This is a genomic window from Rhizobium sp. L51/94 (assembly GCF_019355555.1).
In the GTDB taxonomy this organism is placed as follows: Bacteria; Pseudomonadota; Alphaproteobacteria; order Rhizobiales; family Rhizobiaceae; genus Rhizobium; species Rhizobium rhododendri.
The window spans coordinates 346,136-361,324 of the sequence record NZ_CP072141.1 but is presented as its reverse complement, the minus strand read 5'-3'; the positions used below and the strand labels follow the sequence as shown (position 1 = coordinate 361,324).

The window sequence follows — 15,189 nt, the reverse complement described above, 5'->3', positions numbered from 1 at the left end:
TCTCAAGGCGTACCGCCTCAGATCGGCGGGATCTTGCCGACCGGGATGAAGCCGCTGAGCGTGACCGCGCCGTGATCGACGGTGAGATCGACGGACACCTTGTCCTCGCCGGCGGCGAGCGCCTTCAGCAGCTTGCCGGCCATGTCCACCGTCTGCTTGGCGGCAGGGATCGCCTGCTTGATGCTGTCGCGCCAATGGCTGATCTGCTGGATCTCCAGCTTGAACTGGCCGGACAGAAAGCCGTCGTCGTCGAAGGAGAACGGCCCTGACAGGGTCATGATACGGCCGTCGCCGATGTCGGTCGTTACCTTGCGCAGGATACCCGATGCGCCAAACAGGCCGCGCCCGTCCTTTTCGCTGCCGTCGAGCAGCCCCGCCTTGCCGGTCAGCGTCACATCGATCTCGGCCGCGAGCGCCGGAAGCTGCGGGAAATCCTTGATGATGGCGTTGGAGTTCTTCACCTCGAAGACGGCTTCGAGGTCTTCACCGTTCTGGCGGACATGGATCTCCGTCTTGTCGGCCGTAAAATTCACCGTCTGGCCGGTTGCCGAGGAGACGACGGCGGTCTTGAGGCCGTTGATCGTGGTGGCGCCCTGCTCGATGCCGTTGCCCCGGGTGACCATGGTGGATTGTAGCGCTGCCCATTCGGAGGAGATGGTCAGTCCCTGCGAGGTTCGGATCTCTGCCGGGGAATTCAGCTGCCACTCGATGTTGCCGGGCGCGTAGACGTGAGCCGAGGCGCTGAGGTCGTCGAAGGTGGCGGACACACCCCGTGTGTGGTCGTCGACCTGGACCTTGGAGCAGGTCAGGCCGATGCGGAAGGGAAAGCCCTGCTGGTCGAGGTCCGTACACTGGCCGGTAAAGCCTGCCGCATCCTGTTTGCCCAGCGCCCGCAGGACATTGGTCTTCAGCGCCGAGGCGGCATAGAACCAGCCGGCGGTGTAGACTGCGGCCAGCAGGACGATGATCCCCAAAAGGATGAACATCCCCCGGAAGCCTCTGCCGGATCGCTCGCTCTGGCTTGACGCTGACATGATGTTCTCCAATGGTGCACAGCAATGCTGATGTGAGTATGGCTTTGGATATGGACGAATTTTGGGTGTTTGGCTACGGATCGCTCATGTGGAATCCGGGTTTCGCCTTTTTGGAACAAGCGGATGCCGTCATTTTCGGTTATCGCCGTTCGCTCTGCGTTTATTCCTGGGTGCATCGTGGCAGCGAGGCCAGCCCCGGGTTGGTGCTCGGCCTCGACCGTGGCGGGGCCTGCCGTGGCGTGGCGTTCCGGGTGGCGGACGCGGACAGGGATGCAGTGCTTTCCTACCTCAGGGAGCGGGAACTGGTGACCAGGGTCTACCTCGAGCGCCTCGCTCCGATCCGGCTTGCAGACGGCCGCCGGGTGACCGCTGTGGCTTATGTGGTCGACCGCCATCACAGGCAATATGCCGGCGCGCTCGATCCGCTGACAGCTGCCCGCATCGTCGATGTCTCCGTCGGCCAGTCCGGGCCAAACGATGCCTATGTGTTCAATACGCTCACCCATCTCCGCGAGGCTGGCATCCGCGATGCCTGGCTCGAGAGCGTCAATGAAGAAGTGTTGCGGTTGCGAGGCGCTGCCTGAGCTCAGCCGCTGGCCTCTGCCGACGGGGAACTGCGCAGGATTGCCAGTCTTTCGATGGCCGTCGGCGGTAGCGGCAGGTCCGGATTGCGGGCCACGGTTTCCTGCAGCAGTTCGTCGCTGGCAGCCTCGGTCACCTTGATCAGGTGAGCGAAAAAGGCATCGGGGTCCATACCCGGCTGGATCGGGGGCAGGATGCGGACCTTGAAATGGCCGGGATAGCGACGAAAATCGCGGCGTGGCCAGAACAGTCCGGGGTGCATGGCGACCGCCACCACCGGCACATCGAGATCGCGGTACATGCGCGCAATGCCGTATTTGTAGACGGGCTCGGCACCGGGCGGGCGGCGCGTGCCCTCGGGGTAGATGATCAGCTGTCGGCCTGCCGCCAGAACCTCGCGCGTGCGCCTGAGGACCTCGACCATCACCTTGCCACGGGCGCCGCGATTGACCGGGATCATCTGCTGCTTCTTGGCATACCAGCCGAACAGCGGGATCCATAAAAGCTCGCGCTTCAGGATATAGACGGGATCGTCGAGGTAGGGGAGCAGCGCAAACGTATCCCAGAAAGACTGGTGTTTCGGCGCAAACATGTAGCCGCCCTTCGGAATGTTCTCGAGACCCTCGATCTCGAAGGTGGTGCCGACGATCTTCTCCATCAGCCAGACGCTGGATGTGGCCCAGGCCTTGGGAATGGCGTAGCCGGCCTTGCGCGGCATCATGAAATAGATGGGCGAAAGCACGATCATCCGGATGATCAGGTTCAGATAGAAGGCGGCATTGAAGAGGATCGAACGAACGGTGATCATGAAGCTGTCCCGACACGCCTGGTGACGGCGCCTGATCCCGTGCCTACACGATATCGATCTCAATAAAAAGACGGCAGGCGCCGATGCTAGCCCTTGTGCTGCGCGTCGTCCTGCTCCTGCGAGCGAAGGCCTGCAGGGCGGGCAAAACCGAACAGGTTGCGGCCACCGGTCAACAGTACCTTGGCATATTCGGAGAGCATGGTGCGAAGCGCATTCGGGTCGGTAAACCAGGCCTTGGTCTTCAGGTCCGAGTTGACGACGGGATAGGGAATGAAATCCATTTCCGGGTCGGCATAGCGCAGTTCCGCTATGCTGCGCGGCATGTGGTAGTTGTTGGTGACCACCAGCACGCTCTTGTAGCCCTTGGCATGGATCCACTTCACCGTTTCGCTGGCATTGCCGATCGTGTCGATGGCGTCGTAGCCGATATCGACACAGCAGGCGAAAAGATCCGGCGGCGTCTGTGTCGCCTTGGCGATCTGCTTGCGGGTCGTGGCGGGATAGGCGCCCGATATCAGGAGCCGGTTGCCGGCGCCGCTGCGCAGAAGCTCGATCGCCTGGTCGATGCGCTGGTAGCCACCGGTAAGCACGACGATGGCGTCGGCCTTTGGATCAAGTGGCGGCCGTAGGGTGGTGACCGAATCAGCAAAGCGCAGGAAGCCACCGAAAAGGATGGCGCCGGCAAGAATGGTGGCAAAGCCCGTCCAACGCATAATCCGACGGAAAACGCTGCGGCGCGGGGGATTTTCACCACCTGCTACCTGCCGCATCGTCGCCGGATCGAGCGTGTTTCGTGTCATCTGTTCCATGGTTGCCAAACGTCAGTTCCGCCAGACTAGGGCTGTGTCCGGGCCGTTTGATGGCAGATCAGTCATAGTTTTAAGCTCAGGTCGCATTATCGCTCCTGCTCGGGTCCGATCGGATCTGGTCGATCTCGTATATGGTTCGCATCACCGTAAACCGCGCGGTGACCGTCGTCAGCAGTGCGATGATTACCATCGTCGCGAAAATGCCGAGATAGCCGAGTGCGCCGACCGAGAAGGTGCCGAACAGTGCCGTCGCCTGGTCGGTCTGCGGGGTGGCGATCGTGTGGCTCTGCAGCAAGCCTGCGGCGGCAAAGAAAAGCGCCGCCAAGGCACTGCCGACCGCGGAGCCCTTGAAGCTGATTTTCAGGAAATGCTTCTGGAATTCCTTGGCTACGAAAGCGCTTTCGGCGCCGACGAAATGCAGCACCTCGACGATGTGACGATTGCCGGACAGTGCGCCCCGTGTGGCAAAGACCACCGTCAGCACCATAGCCGTGAACACCAGCAGCAGGATGCCGGTACCGATCATGACCGTGGTGTGGGCCATCGACACCAGCCGGTCGACCCAGGTGCGGTGGTCGTCGAGCGAGGCCTGCGGGATCGCGTCCTTCAGCAATGCGCGCATCGCCTCGAAATCCGGCGGGTGGGTTTCGTCGATGGTGACGATGACCAGCCGGGGCACGGGCAGTTCCTTGAGATCGAGGCCCGAGCCGAGCCACGGCTCCAGCAGGCGGGCGGTCGCGGCCTCGTCGACGATCTGCCCGGTCTTGGTGCCGACAAAGGTCATGGCGATATCGCGGGCCTTGACCAGCGCCTTCTCCATGTCGAGGTCGTCGTCAGGCTTGATCTGGATCGTGATTTCGCGGGCGATCTGGCTTTCCCAACTGGCAGCCGTTGAGCGTACCATGCTGACGGCGCCGAGTGTCAGGCAGGCGAGGAAAGCCATGATGGCAATCACCACCATCAGCGCATTGCCCTGGATGTTCGAGGACGGAACGATCGGCCCAGTCGGGCGCACGCGCATTGCCGGCCGCCTCGTTTCGGCTGGCGTCTGCGCGTCCGGACGCGCCTGCTTGCTGGGGACATCAGGTTCAATCATAGATGTCGAGATGCCCCTCGGAGAGGATCATGCGTCGCGCTTCGACCTGGTCCATCAGCGTCAGGTCATGGGTGGCGATGACGACGGCGGTGCCGAGCCGGTTCAACTCGAGGAAGAGATTGAGCAGCCGGCGGGCCATCGGCGGATCGACATTGCCAGTGGGCTCGTCTGCGAGCAGGATTTCCGGTCGGTCGATCAGTGCGCGGGCGATGGCGGCACGTTGCTTTTCGCCGCCGGACAGAACTGGCGGCAGCACGTTTATACGCTCGCCGAGGCCGACCCATTTCAGCAATTCGAGCACATCGTTGCGATAGGAGCTCTCGTCCTTGCCGCGGACCCTCAAGGGCAGGGCCACGTTCTCATAGGTGGTGAGATGGTCGAGCAGGCGGAAATCCTGGAAAACGATCCCGACTCGCCGACGCAGCAGCGGCAGCTCGCTATGGGGAATGGCGGAAATGTCCCGGCCGAACATGCGGATCAGGCCGCGTGTGGGCTGCAGCGACATGAAGAGAAGACGCAAAAGCGTCGTCTTGCCGGCGCCCGAGGGGCCGGTCAGGAACTGGAAGGACTTTTTCGGAATGTCGAAGGTCATGTCCCGGAGAATCTCCGGGCCCATGCCGTAACGCAAACCGACGTTTTCAAAATGAATCAACGGGCAGCCCAGTCTTCCGCGGTTTCGATCGCTGACTTGTTAACCAACAGGGTTAACGGACCGTAAAGTTTGCCGGCCCCAAGCTGCTTCGGCGACCATCTTTGCGAAGCATTAACCATTCAAATTTACTTCTAGGTGGGATTCCTTTCAATGGCCCGTTTGCCGGCGCCGATGAAACGATGTGGATCACCACAGAGGACGTCACCATGGGCGCATTTCGCAATCGCCACCATCAGACGGGACTGGCTTATGATCTGATCCCGCCCGAGGCGCAACAGCCAACGCGATCACTTCGCCGTTTCGAGCGGTCGGACGATATCGTCGACGCCGAATTCGTCATCGTCCAGCCGGGCCGTAGCAACAATTTTTCGGCCCGCAGCGGTAACGACAATCACAGGCGCCATCATCCGCAGCCGCGCAAGGGCATGGCATCTGCCGCTCTCCTGTCGGCGGGCGTCTATTTCATGCGCGCCGGCGAAAGCTGGCTGCAACGGGCGTCCGGTCGCAGCTTCGCGGTGTTGATCGTGGCGCTTTTCGTGCTGGTGTTCGGTCTGGTCGGCGGTTTTTCGGGCCTGGCGGAAGCGCCGGTGCGGGTCCCGCCGATCGCTGCAGCACCCTTGCAGTTCACCCATGTCTCGCTGACGCCGCGCGATGCCAACGGCATGCATATCCTCGTACTCAACGGCATCATCGACAATGTCACCGCCGCCGGTCGCTCCTTGCCGGAAATCCGGGCCGATCTCTATGATGGCGACCAGTTGCTGGCGAGCGTGATGATTGCGCCACCCAGCGAGCGGATCGGCGGAGGCGAGAGCCGTGGCTTTTCGGCGCGATTGCCGCACCAAGGCGAAAAAATGCCAGAGGTTCGGCTTTCCTTTGTCCAGGCGGGTGCCGACGGGCGGTGATTGTGCTAACGGCTGTTGCTCCAACCGGCGGGCCTTCCGCCGATGATGCCCAGGGAGCCTGCCGACCATGCCAGTCGTTCGCGGAAAAAACATCGAGCCGCTTTTCACCGCCGCGCAGATTGCCGCACGCAATCTCGAACTGGCCGCCGAGATCGCCAAGGGACCGACCAAGGACCTGCTGGTCATTGCCATCCTCAAGGGCTCATTCATCTTCGCCGCCGACCTGCTGCGGGCGCTGCACGATACCGGGCTGGCGCCCGAGGTCGAGTTCGTCACCCTCTCCAGCTACGGCACCGGAACGGTGTCGCAGGGTGTCAGGATCGTCAAGGATATCGACAGCGACGTGCGCGACCGGGACGTGCTGCTGATCGACGACATCCTCGAATCCGGCCGGACGCTGCGGTTCGCCAAGGAAATGCTTTATGAGCGTGGCGCCAGAAATGTTTCGGTGGCTGTGCTGCTCGACAAGAGCGTCAAGCGCCAGGAAAAGATCGAGGCCGAGTATGTCGGCTTCGAATGCCCGGATTATTTCGTTGTCGGATACGGCATGGACGTCGCCTATGCCTTCCGCGAATTGCCTTTCGTCGGTGTCGTTACCGGCGACGCCTGAGCCATTTCGGGGCGCCTGTCACAGACGCCTTGTTAACCATGCGACCGGTTCTTCGGCGTGCCGTTTACCGATCGCAAAGGAAAGTCTGGTGATTTCGCTGCCAGGGACATGACCGTCCGACGGAGCGATGCACATGGCAAGAATTCTAATCACCGAAGACGAAGATTCGCTGCGCCGGTTCGTCGCTCGCGCGTTGCGCATGGACGGTCACGAAACGGAAGAAGCGGCCGATGGCGCCGAGGGACTGGAGAAGCTGCAGGGCGGCGGCTTCGATCTTTTGCTGTCGGATATCCGCATGCCCGTGATGGATGGCATAGAGCTGGCGCACCAGGCGTCTTCGCACTGGCCGGACATGAAGATCCTGCTGATGACCGGCTATGCCGAACAGCGCGAACGCGCCGACGACCTCATGGAAAAGATCGTTGACGTTGTCTCCAAGCCCTTTGCCCTGCCGGACATCCGCAAGGCCGTTGCGCTGGCGCTTGCCGCCTGACGCCACGCCTCGCCACCCCCGAGGCCGATATCGGTTCGCATGGTGAGGGTCGCGTCTTCTACTGGATGTCGAGCAGCCGCTCCAGATAGCGCCGTTCTTCTTCCTGGGTCGGATTGTTGCCGAGTCGCTGGCGGATCGCGTCGAGGATTTCGCGGGCCCTCTGGGCGTCGATCTGGTCCGGGATCTTGGTGTTGCCGTCGTCGAGCGGACCGTTGCCGTCTGCCGTGGCGCGCCCAAGCGGATCCCGGCCTCCCGGATTGCCCGGACCCTGGCCCTGCTGCTGCCCTTGGCCTTGTCCCTGCTGCGCCTGCATCATCTGGTTGAGCATGTCGCGGGCACCCTGGCGTAGCGCTTCCAGAGCGCGGCCCTGGCCCTGCGTCGCCTTCTCGCCATCGCCCTTGCCGAGCGCGCCGCCGGCGCCTTGCATTTCCCGCTGTGCCTGGCCAAAGCCCGGGCCCGGCTTGACGCCCATCTCCCCGAGACCCTTCTGCAATTCGCCGAGCTGCTTTTCCAGAGTGTTCTGCTGCTCCTTCAAGGCCTTCAGTGCATCGCGCAGCTGGTCTTCCGTCATGTCGTCTTCCGGCGACTGCGCCTTCTGCTGGCCTTGGCCCTGCTGCGGATCCTGCGGTTGCTGCCCCTGCTGCGGCTGCTCTTGTCCCGGCGGCTGCTGCCCCTGCGGGCCTGGCATCGGCTGGGCAAAGGGGTCCATATCCTCGTTCGGATCGCCGCTCTGCATCTTGTTGCGCATGGCCTGGTCGAGCTTGAAGGTCTTGTCCATCAGCTTCTGCTGCTCGCGCAGGATCTGGCCGAGCTTGTCCATCTGCTGGCGGCCCTTGCTGTCGTCCTTGCCTTGCTGTTGCTGTCCCTGCTGCGGTCGGCCTGCCTGCATGTTATTCATCATCCGCTGCAGTTCGGACAGCATCTGTTGGGCCGCATCGCGGTTGCCGGAGCGGGCAAGGTTCTCGATCTGGTCCATCATCCGCTCGAGATCCTGCTGGCGCAAAACCCTCGCATTCTTCTGGTTCGGCTGGTTTGGCGCGTTCTGCATGCGCTGCGCCAGCTCCTTCATGTAGCCGTCCATTGCCTTGCGCAATTCGTCGGTGAGCTTCTTGATCTCCGAATCCGGAGCGTTGCGCTGCAGCGCCTCCGAGAGTTTCTGCTGGGCGTCGCGCAATTGCTTCTCGGCATCCGAAAGCTGTCCGTCCTCCATGCCGAGCGCGATCTGCCAGAGATAGTCGGCGGTATCCTTCAGAGACGCATCGTCATGGGCAAGCCGCATGCGTGCCTGCGCCGATTGCAGCAGCAGGTAGTGGGTGAGGTTCGGCACGGTCTCGTCGGCGCGGATCGTCAGCGCTTCGTTCAGCTGGATCGCATCCGGCATCTTGCGGGTGTCGAGCGCGAACACCTGCCGTTGCTCGGCGACGGCACCGGCCAGCGGTTCGTTGAAGTTGCGGGCCGGCATGGTCATCTCGTGCGGCGGGCTGCGACCGGTCTGGCCGGCGCCATCGCGGGCAACAAGCGTGATCCGGACGCGCTTTCCGGCCAGCGGATCCTGGGTCAGGTCGTGGCTGCCGAGCCCCTTGACGTCCTTGCGGTTGCGGCGGGAAAACTCGAACTTGTAGTCCGGCACCGCATAGAGCGGCGTTGCCTGCGGGTCGGCATCGACGGGTACGATTTCAGCGTGGGCTTCGTCCACGCCGTAGTCGTCCTTCGCCTTGAAGCCGATTTCGAGGGCCCCGTTGACGGTCGCGTGCGGCAATCCGTCGAAGACGATTTCCGGCGGCTTGTCGGCGAGCACGTTGAACGCCCATTGCCGGCCGTTGACCGAGAGCGTGCCGCCCTTGTCGAGCTTCATCTGATGGGTCCGCGCCGCGGCTTCGGTGGCATCGGCAGCGGCAGGCGGCGTTTGAGCCGTGGGCGAACCCGCCTTGGCAGCCGGCGCATCCTCCTGCAAGGCGACCTCGGTCCCGCTCTTGCTACCGGTGTCCTGGAACAGCACCGTTTCGCTGCCGGCACCGCCGGTAACGCGGACGGTCAGTTCGGAAAATTGCGGGACGGAGATCGCGCCGGCGGCAGTGGCTGCCGTGCCCGTCAGGTAGACGGGCGGCTGGCCTGTGTAGGCGGGCGGGGTCACCCAGGCGTCGATGCGCAGGTCGGGGGCGTTGGTTGACGCCAGAGGGTGGTCGAAGGCGTCGCCCAGCGTGCCGGCGCTGTTCGACATCGAATAGCCGAAGGCCACCGCCAGCAGCAGGGCCGGGAGGGCACGCAACGCATAGGGGTCGTGGCGGGCGATATCGGGGCGCGGCAGGCCGGCATCGAGGGATGCGATCCGTTCCGCCATGCGTGTCTGGTGCTCGCGCCAGAGGGCTCGCGCGAATGGCGTCTCGAAGGCAGGTTCGTCCTCCTGCACCGCGACCGGCTGATGCGACAGGCCGTTGCGCTCTTCGAGCAACCGGTCGGCATCGAGAGCGGTCGGCCAGCGCAGGCGGCGGAATGGAATGAAGGAGGCGACGAGCGCGATGATGAAGATGCCCAGCAGCGCCAGCCTCGGGACAGTCGGCAAGATACGGAAGAGACCGAACCATGAGGCGGAGACATAGAGGGCAGCCACTGATGCCAAGGGCAGCAACATCGGCAGCAACTGCTCGGAGACGAGTACCGCTCTTGCCAGGAAACGCTTGGTCGCGACCAGGCGTGCGAGCGCCGGCCGGGAGGCAAAAGCGCCTTTCCTATCTTTGCTGGCATTGGTCATCGGTTCGCTGTTCCCCGAACTGGTGTTGCTGGCCGACGCTTATCCCCGGGGCGAAGATTTGCTCCGGCGACCCTGCGCCGCCTGAAAACGCCCCACATCGTCATCGCCGTTCCCAGCAGGCAGCGCCCATGGTCCAGCGCCTCCGAGGAAGCAGCGCTTGCGGAAGGATAGCATTCTTTGTGGCGAAGACGAGGGCGTGCAACGACAAAGCCGGTTTTTCCATGCGTCTTTGCTTTAATTCGAAGAAGGGATCAGGCAAGCCAGGCCGGCAGGGAATCGAGGTTGATCAAGTCCTGATAGGTCTGGCGCGGTCTGACGACATGGAATTCGTCGCCCTTGACCAGCACTTCGGGCACCAGCAGCCGGCTATTGTAGGTGCCGGCCTGCACGGCACCGTAGGCACCGCCGGAGGAAACGGCCAGCAGGTCGCCGGGCTTCGGCATGCTCATCTCGCGGTCGAGCGCCAGGTAGTCGCCGGTCTCGCAGACTGGGCCGACGACATCGGCCTTGATGCGCGGCGCGCTGGCGGCGGTGACGACGACCGGGCGGATCTCGTGATAGGCCTCGTAGAGCGTCGGGCGAATGAGGTCGTTCATGGCGGCATCGACGACGACGAAGCTCTTTTCGCCGCCATCCTTCACATAGATCACCTCGGTGACGAGGATGCCGGCATTGCCGACCAGCAGGCGGCCCGGCTCGGTGACGATACGGCAGTTCAGCTGGCTCAGCTCGTTCCTGACGATCTCGGCATAGGCGTCCGGCGATGGCGGCGGATTGTTGTCGTCATGGTAGGGAATGCCGAGCCCGCCGCCGACGTCGACGTGGTGGATGGCATGGCCTTCGCCACGCAGCGTCTCGACGAGTTCGCGAAGCAGCTTGAAGGCCGCCTGGAAGGGCTGCAGCTCGGTGATCTGGCTGCCGATATGCATGTCGATGCCAGTCACCTCGATGCCCGGCAGGGTGGCTGCGCGGGCATAGACGGCGCGGGCACGCTCATAGGAGATGCCGAACTTGTTTTCCTTCTTGCCCGTCGAAATCTTCGCATGGGTGCGGGCGTCGACATCGGGATTGATGCGGAAGGAGACTGGCGCCCTTTTTCCGGCGCGGACGGCGCGCTGGTTCAGGACTTCCAGTTCCGGCTCGGATTCGACGTTGAAACAGTAGATGCCGGCCTCGAGAGCTGCATCCATCTCAGGCGCGGTCTTGCCGACGCCGGAAAACATGATGCGTTCCGCCGGAATGCCGGCGGCCAGCGCCCGTGTGAGCTCGCCGAGGGATACCACATCGACGCCAGCACCGAGGCGGCCCAGCGTCTTCAGCACCGCCTGGTTGGAATTGGCCTTCATCGCGTAGCAGACCATGGCATCGACGCCGTGGAAGGCTTCCGAAAACACCCGGTAATGCCGCTCGAGCGTCGCCGTGGAGTAACAGTAGAAAGGCGTGCCAACCGTCTCGGCGATCTTCGAAACGGCAACGTCCTCGGCGTAGAGAACGCCGTCGCGATACTGGAAATGGTTCACGGCGGTTGCCTGTTCTAAAGAAGCGGATCGAGGATGAAAGGCTTGTCGGCCGTACCCGGTTGCTTGGTCGGCTTCGAGGTGTCGCCGCCCTTGGTGGCGTTGACGCTCGGCGGATCGAGATCGCCCTTGCGGCCGCACGCAACGGTGGCGAGACCCATGAGCGAAAGCACGAGGGTCATGCGGATGATGTGCGGCACGTTGATTTGCATCGATTTCCTCTTGAGGCGCGGCGTCGGGCAGGCAGACCTTCATAGCGAAGTTTCAGCGCCTTGTGCACCCTGATTGTTGCGTTGCGGCTTGCAGCCCGTGCAGTCAGTTGCGGGCGCGCCAGTAGGCGATCTGCTTGCGGACTTCGGAGGGCGCGGTTCCGCCGAAGCTCTTGCGGCTGGCAACCGAGGCTTCGACGGTCAGAACGTCGAAAATCTCGGCCGTAATCGCCGCGTTCAGGGCCTTGAGGTCGTCGAGCGAAAGTTCCGCCAGTTCGCAGCCCTTGCTTTCCGCCAGCGCCACGGCGTGGCCAGTGACGTGGTGGGCGTCGCGGAACGGCAGTCCGGCCTCGCGGACCAGCCAGTCGGCAAGATCGGTGGCCGTCGAATAGCCGGAGCCAGCGGCAGCCTTCATGCGCGCGACGTTGACGGTCATGTCACGGACCATGCCGGTCATGGCGGCAATGGCCAGTTCTAGGCTCTCGGCGGCGTCGAAGACCTGTTCCTTGTCTTCCTGCATGTCCTTCGAATAGGCGAGCGGCAGGCCCTTCATGATCGTCAGCAGGGCTACCAGCGAGCCGTTGATGCGGCCGGTCTTGGCGCGCACCAGTTCTGCGGCATCGGGGTTCTTCTTCTGCGGCATGATCGACGAGCCCGTGGAAAAGGCGTCGGATAGGCGCACAAAGCCGAATTGCGGCGTCGACCAGATGACAATTTCTTCCGCCAGACGCGACAGGTGCATGCCGGCGATGGCGGCAATCGACAGGAATTCCAGCGCGAAGTCGCGGTCCGATACGGTGTCGATCGAATTGCGGGTCGGCTCGCGGAAGCCGAGTGCCTTGGCTGTCATGTGGCGGTCGATCTGGAAGCCGGTGCCGGCCAGCGCCGCCGCCCCGATAGGTGATTCGTCCATGTGCTCGATGGCGTGGCGAACGCGCGAGCGGTCACGGCCGAACATCTCGACATAGGCCATGCAGTGGTGACCGAATGTCACAGGCTGTGCGGTCTGCAGATGAGTGAAGCCGGGCATGACGGTATCGGCATGCTCTTCGGCGCGGTCGAGGAAGGCGGCGATCAGGCCGGTCAGCGCCTGTTCGCAGCGCTGCAACTCTTCCTTCACCCAGAGACGGAAGTCGAGCGCGACCTGGTCGTTGCGCGAACGGGCGGTGTGAAGCCTGCCGGCAGCGGGGCCGATCAATGTCGCAAGCCGGGCCTCGATGTTCATGTGGATGTCTTCGAGCTTGCGGGAAAATTCGAAATTGCCGCTCTCGATTTCTGACATGATCGTGTTCAGGCCGTGAACGATCTTGTCTTTGTCCTCCGTCGAAATGATGCCTTGATGAGCAAGCATCGTGGCGTGGGCGACAGAACCGCGGATGTCCTGCGCAAACAGCTTCTTGTCGAAACCGATGGATGCATTTATCTCCTCCATGATGGCGGCGGGACCGGACGCGAAACGTCCGCCCCACATCTGGTTGGAGGCGCTGGTGTCGTTGGTGTCGTCAGCCATGAGATGCCTATCTGGAGAACGAAATGACAGCAAAGAAGCCGTTCGGTCTGCCGTCTTTGAAATTGGTCCTGATCGCAGCCGTTGCCGGCGTCGTCGCGGGTGCGGCAGCGGTATACGTGAAGCAGGCGGGGTCTGGCAATGGGACGACCGAAACCGCTGACGCCGGCGACTGCCAGCCGGCCAAGGCCAAGGGCGCTGCGCTGACACCCTTCACCAAGGGCCAGGTCGCGGCCATGGTCGGAGCCCAGCAGCCGCTGTCGCTGCAAGGCGTTGCCTTCAAAGGGGCTGACAGCCAGCCCCTGTCGGTCGGGAATTTTGCCGGCAAGACCGTGCTGCTCAATCTCTGGGCCACATGGTGCGTTCCCTGCCGCGAGGAGATGCCGGCGCTGAACGCACTTCAGAAGCAGATGGGCAACGACAAGTTCGAGGTCGTGGCTGTCAACATCGACACCGGCGACGACGAGAAGCCCAAGACCTTCCGCAGCGACAACGGTATCGATACGCTCGGCTATTACCGCGACAACAGCATGGGCGTCTTCAATGCGCTGAAGAAGCAGGGCCTGGCCTTCGGCCTGCCGGTGACATTGCTGCTCGACGGCAAGGGCTGCCTGGTGTCGGCCATGAACGGCCCGGCGGCCTGGGACAGCGAAGATGCAAAGGGGCTGATCAAGGCCGCGACAGCCTTGTAGGCCTGAGCCAAAAGTTGTGTGCTCCGGCTCCTGATCCGCAGGCGCTGCGGATCAACTCTATCATCGATGGCATCACCCTGGAGTAAGGCCCGCTCTTTAGAGTCGTGGCATTGCCCGTCATTTCTTTTGTTGAGAGCCATACCGATGAGCCAGCCCGAGGCGGATTTTTCGCAGCACGTTTCTGCCATCATGGCACCGATGATCGGCCTGTCTGCCGAGGACGAGGCCGCTGCATGGCTGAAACGCGGAAATTTTCTGCAGCGCATGGGACAGTTCGCCCTTTCGATCGAGGCCTATGACAAGGGGTTGGCCCGCTTGCCCGGCCACATCAAATGCCTTTGCAACAAGGCGCAGGCGTTCGAGCAGCTTGGCCGGAGACTGGAGGCGTTGGAGACCGCACAGGCGGCCCTGCGTCTCGATCCGGAAAGCCAGGAGGCGCTGCTTCTGTGCGGTACTTTCGAGCTGAGGCTCGGCAATTCAGCGGGAGCCCATGCCTGCTTTCTGACCGTCGCCGAGAAGGGCGTGGTACGCAACTATCCGGCCGCGCAGAAGCCAGCCAGATTTCGCATCCTCATGCTGTTCTCGCCCGAAGCCGGCAATACGCCCTACGAGGATCTGATCAATGGCGGTCGCTTCGACAGCGAAGTGATCATGGTTCTGCGCGGCTATCGCAACGATCCTGACGTTCGGGACCCCCGCGTCGATGTCGTCGTCAACCTCGTTTCCGAAACGGATTTCGGTCTCGATGTGATCGCCTCGGCCATCGATCTTGCGGACTCACTCGGAAGGCCTGTGGTCAACCATCCCCGGCTGATCCTGGGCACGGATCGCGAATCGATCTCGCAGCGACTGGCCCATGTCCCTGATACGGTGATGCCGGCGACGGTGCGCATCGATGCCGGTGACCTTTGCCGCCGCGTGCGCGACCAGGCCACGCCGTCCCTGCCGGTCATCGTCCGCCATGCGACCACCCATGGCGGCGAGATGATGGAGCTTGTCGACAGCCCGGAAGCACTGCTGGATTTTGCCGAGGAAGCCGGCGAGCGCATGCTCTACCTGACGGACTATGTCGACTACCGCTCCGCCGACGGACTGTTCCGGAAGTATCGCTTCCTGTTCGTCGGCGATGAAATTCTTCCCTACCACCTGGCAATCGGCGATGGCTGGAAGGTGCATCATGCGTCGACCCGGATGGGCGATGTGGAGTGGATGCGGATGGAAGAGCAGGCGTTCCTTGCCGATCCGGCCAGCATTTTCGGAATATCGGGTATGGCAGCACTGGAGACCATTCGCCGGCAGGTCGGTCTCGATTATTGCGGCATAGACTGTGCGCTCGATGCCGAGGGCAGGGTGGTCGTCTTCGAGGTCAACGCCTCGATGCTGATCCATAACGACAACCCGGGGTTCGAATACAAGACGCCCTACGTGCTGGCGATAAAGGCCGCCTTCGAGCGTCTACTGGAGCGGCGGGCAAGCGAGTACCGGGTTATGACGGGGAGACCAGCTATCGCCTGAGACAGCGG

The 15,189-nt window shown here is 62.8% G+C and carries 15 protein-coding genes; 6 read left to right on the top strand and 9 right to left on the bottom strand.

Features of this window, described 5'->3' with window-relative positions; translation table 11 throughout:
- Positions 1-17 precede the first annotated feature (17 nt).
- Positions 18-1,034: a DUF2125 domain-containing protein gene (locus tag J5274_RS01795; RefSeq protein WP_142824779.1), complete on the bottom strand. Its 1,017-nt coding sequence runs from the start codon at positions 1,032-1,034 to the stop codon at positions 18-20.
- 50 nt (positions 1,035-1,084) lie between these two features.
- On the opposite strand from J5274_RS01795, the gene J5274_RS01790 reads away from it, so the two are divergent.
- On the top strand, positions 1,085-1,618 hold the full coding sequence (locus tag J5274_RS01790; RefSeq protein ID WP_142824780.1) for a gamma-glutamylcyclotransferase: 534 nt from the start codon (positions 1,085-1,087) through the stop codon (positions 1,616-1,618).
- A gap of 2 nt (positions 1,619-1,620) precedes the next feature.
- Here the strand turns inward: J5274_RS01790 and J5274_RS01785 are convergent, their stop codons facing one another.
- The 4 genes from J5274_RS01785 to ftsE all read right to left on the bottom strand — a co-directional run bounded on the left by J5274_RS01785 (position 1,621) and on the right by ftsE (position 4,981).
- Positions 1,621-2,424, bottom strand: a complete 804-nt coding sequence (locus J5274_RS01785) for a 1-acyl-sn-glycerol-3-phosphate acyltransferase (RefSeq protein ID WP_142824781.1) — start codon at positions 2,422-2,424, stop codon at positions 1,621-1,623.
- An 86-nt stretch (positions 2,425-2,510) separates the two neighbouring features.
- The gene (locus tag J5274_RS01780) at positions 2,511-3,194 is read right to left on the bottom strand and encodes a YdcF family protein (RefSeq protein WP_224127921.1); all 684 of its coding nucleotides are present in this window, start codon (positions 3,192-3,194) and stop codon (positions 2,511-2,513) included.
- Between the two features lie 115 nt (positions 3,195-3,309).
- The gene (locus J5274_RS01775) at positions 3,310-4,329 is read right to left on the bottom strand and encodes an ABC transporter permease (RefSeq protein ID WP_219274736.1); all 1,020 of its coding nucleotides are present in this window, start codon (positions 4,327-4,329) and stop codon (positions 3,310-3,312) included.
- On the bottom strand, positions 4,322-4,981 hold the full coding sequence (ftsE, locus tag J5274_RS01770; RefSeq protein ID WP_111219900.1) for a cell division ATP-binding protein FtsE: 660 nt from the start codon (positions 4,979-4,981) through the stop codon (positions 4,322-4,324). The genes J5274_RS01775 and ftsE overlap by 8 nt, the downstream gene beginning before the upstream one ends.
- Positions 4,982-5,160: 179 nt before the next feature.
- On the opposite strand from ftsE, the gene J5274_RS01765 reads away from it, so the two are divergent.
- The 3 genes from J5274_RS01765 to J5274_RS01755 all read left to right on the top strand — a co-directional run bounded on the left by J5274_RS01765 (position 5,161) and on the right by J5274_RS01755 (position 6,989).
- Positions 5,161-5,886 (top strand): hypothetical protein, encoded by a 726-nt coding sequence (locus tag J5274_RS01765; RefSeq protein WP_224127892.1) that lies wholly within the window; start codon positions 5,161-5,163, stop codon positions 5,884-5,886.
- Positions 5,887-5,953: 67 nt separating this feature from the next.
- Positions 5,954-6,496, top strand: a complete 543-nt coding sequence (hpt, locus tag J5274_RS01760) for a hypoxanthine phosphoribosyltransferase (protein ID WP_111219902.1) — start codon at positions 5,954-5,956, stop codon at positions 6,494-6,496.
- A 133-nt stretch (positions 6,497-6,629) separates the two neighbouring features.
- Positions 6,630-6,989, top strand: coding sequence for a response regulator (locus tag J5274_RS01755; RefSeq protein ID WP_111219904.1), 360 nt, complete (start codon positions 6,630-6,632; stop codon positions 6,987-6,989).
- A 58-nt stretch (positions 6,990-7,047) separates the two neighbouring features.
- Here J5274_RS01755 and J5274_RS01750 read toward each other — a convergent pair whose 3' ends face one another.
- The 4 genes from J5274_RS01750 to argH form a co-directional block, all read right to left on the bottom strand.
- Positions 7,048-9,741, bottom strand: a complete 2,694-nt coding sequence (locus tag J5274_RS01750) for a TIGR02302 family protein (RefSeq protein WP_142824783.1) — start codon at positions 9,739-9,741, stop codon at positions 7,048-7,050.
- A gap of 251 nt (positions 9,742-9,992) precedes the next feature.
- Positions 9,993-11,261, bottom strand: a complete 1,269-nt coding sequence (gene lysA / locus J5274_RS01745) for a diaminopimelate decarboxylase (RefSeq protein WP_142824784.1) — start codon at positions 11,259-11,261, stop codon at positions 9,993-9,995.
- 14 nt (positions 11,262-11,275) lie between these two features.
- The gene (locus J5274_RS01740) at positions 11,276-11,470 is read right to left on the bottom strand and encodes a lipoprotein (RefSeq protein WP_142824785.1); all 195 of its coding nucleotides are present in this window, start codon (positions 11,468-11,470) and stop codon (positions 11,276-11,278) included.
- A gap of 103 nt (positions 11,471-11,573) precedes the next feature.
- The gene (gene argH / locus J5274_RS01735; RefSeq protein WP_111219912.1) at positions 11,574-12,977 is read right to left on the bottom strand and encodes an argininosuccinate lyase; all 1,404 of its coding nucleotides are present in this window, start codon (positions 12,975-12,977) and stop codon (positions 11,574-11,576) included.
- A gap of 23 nt (positions 12,978-13,000) precedes the next feature.
- Between argH and J5274_RS01730 the strand changes: the two genes are divergently transcribed.
- Together J5274_RS01730 and J5274_RS01725 are read left to right on the top strand one after the other, a co-directional pair.
- Positions 13,001-13,666, top strand: coding sequence for a TlpA disulfide reductase family protein (locus J5274_RS01730; RefSeq protein ID WP_142824786.1), 666 nt, complete (start codon positions 13,001-13,003; stop codon positions 13,664-13,666).
- Between the two features lie 144 nt (positions 13,667-13,810).
- Positions 13,811-15,181, top strand: coding sequence for a tetratricopeptide repeat protein (locus J5274_RS01725; RefSeq protein ID WP_161990916.1), 1,371 nt, complete (start codon positions 13,811-13,813; stop codon positions 15,179-15,181).
- Positions 15,182-15,189 lie beyond the last annotated feature (8 nt).

Coding starts and splice junctions, on each gene's coding strand:
- J5274_RS01795 (WP_142824779.1), bottom strand. CDS start 1,034: ATGTCAGCGTCAAGCCAGAGCGAGCGATCCGGCAGAGGCTTCCGGGGG.
- J5274_RS01790 (WP_142824780.1), top strand. CDS start 1,085: ATGGACGAATTTTGGGTGTTTGGCTACGGATCGCTCATGTGGAATCCG.
- J5274_RS01785 (WP_142824781.1), bottom strand. CDS start 2,424: ATGATCACCGTTCGTTCGATCCTCTTCAATGCCGCCTTCTATCTGAAC.
- J5274_RS01780 (WP_224127921.1), bottom strand. CDS start 3,194: ATGCGGCAGGTAGCAGGTGGTGAAAATCCCCCGCGCCGCAGCGTTTTC.
- J5274_RS01775 (WP_219274736.1), bottom strand. CDS start 4,329: ATGATTGAACCTGATGTCCCCAGCAAGCAGGCGCGTCCGGACGCGCAG.
- J5274_RS01765 (WP_224127892.1), top strand. CDS start 5,161: ATGTGGATCACCACAGAGGACGTCACCATGGGCGCATTTCGCAATCGC.
- hpt (WP_111219902.1), top strand. CDS start 5,954: ATGCCAGTCGTTCGCGGAAAAAACATCGAGCCGCTTTTCACCGCCGCG.
- J5274_RS01755 (WP_111219904.1), top strand. CDS start 6,630: ATGGCAAGAATTCTAATCACCGAAGACGAAGATTCGCTGCGCCGGTTC.
- J5274_RS01750 (WP_142824783.1), bottom strand. CDS start 9,741: ATGACCAATGCCAGCAAAGATAGGAAAGGCGCTTTTGCCTCCCGGCCG.
- J5274_RS01740 (WP_142824785.1), bottom strand. CDS start 11,470: ATGCAAATCAACGTGCCGCACATCATCCGCATGACCCTCGTGCTTTCG.
- argH (WP_111219912.1), bottom strand. CDS start 12,977: ATGGCTGACGACACCAACGACACCAGCGCCTCCAACCAGATGTGGGGC.
- J5274_RS01730 (WP_142824786.1), top strand. CDS start 13,001: ATGACAGCAAAGAAGCCGTTCGGTCTGCCGTCTTTGAAATTGGTCCTG.
- J5274_RS01725 (WP_161990916.1), top strand. CDS start 13,811: ATGAGCCAGCCCGAGGCGGATTTTTCGCAGCACGTTTCTGCCATCATG.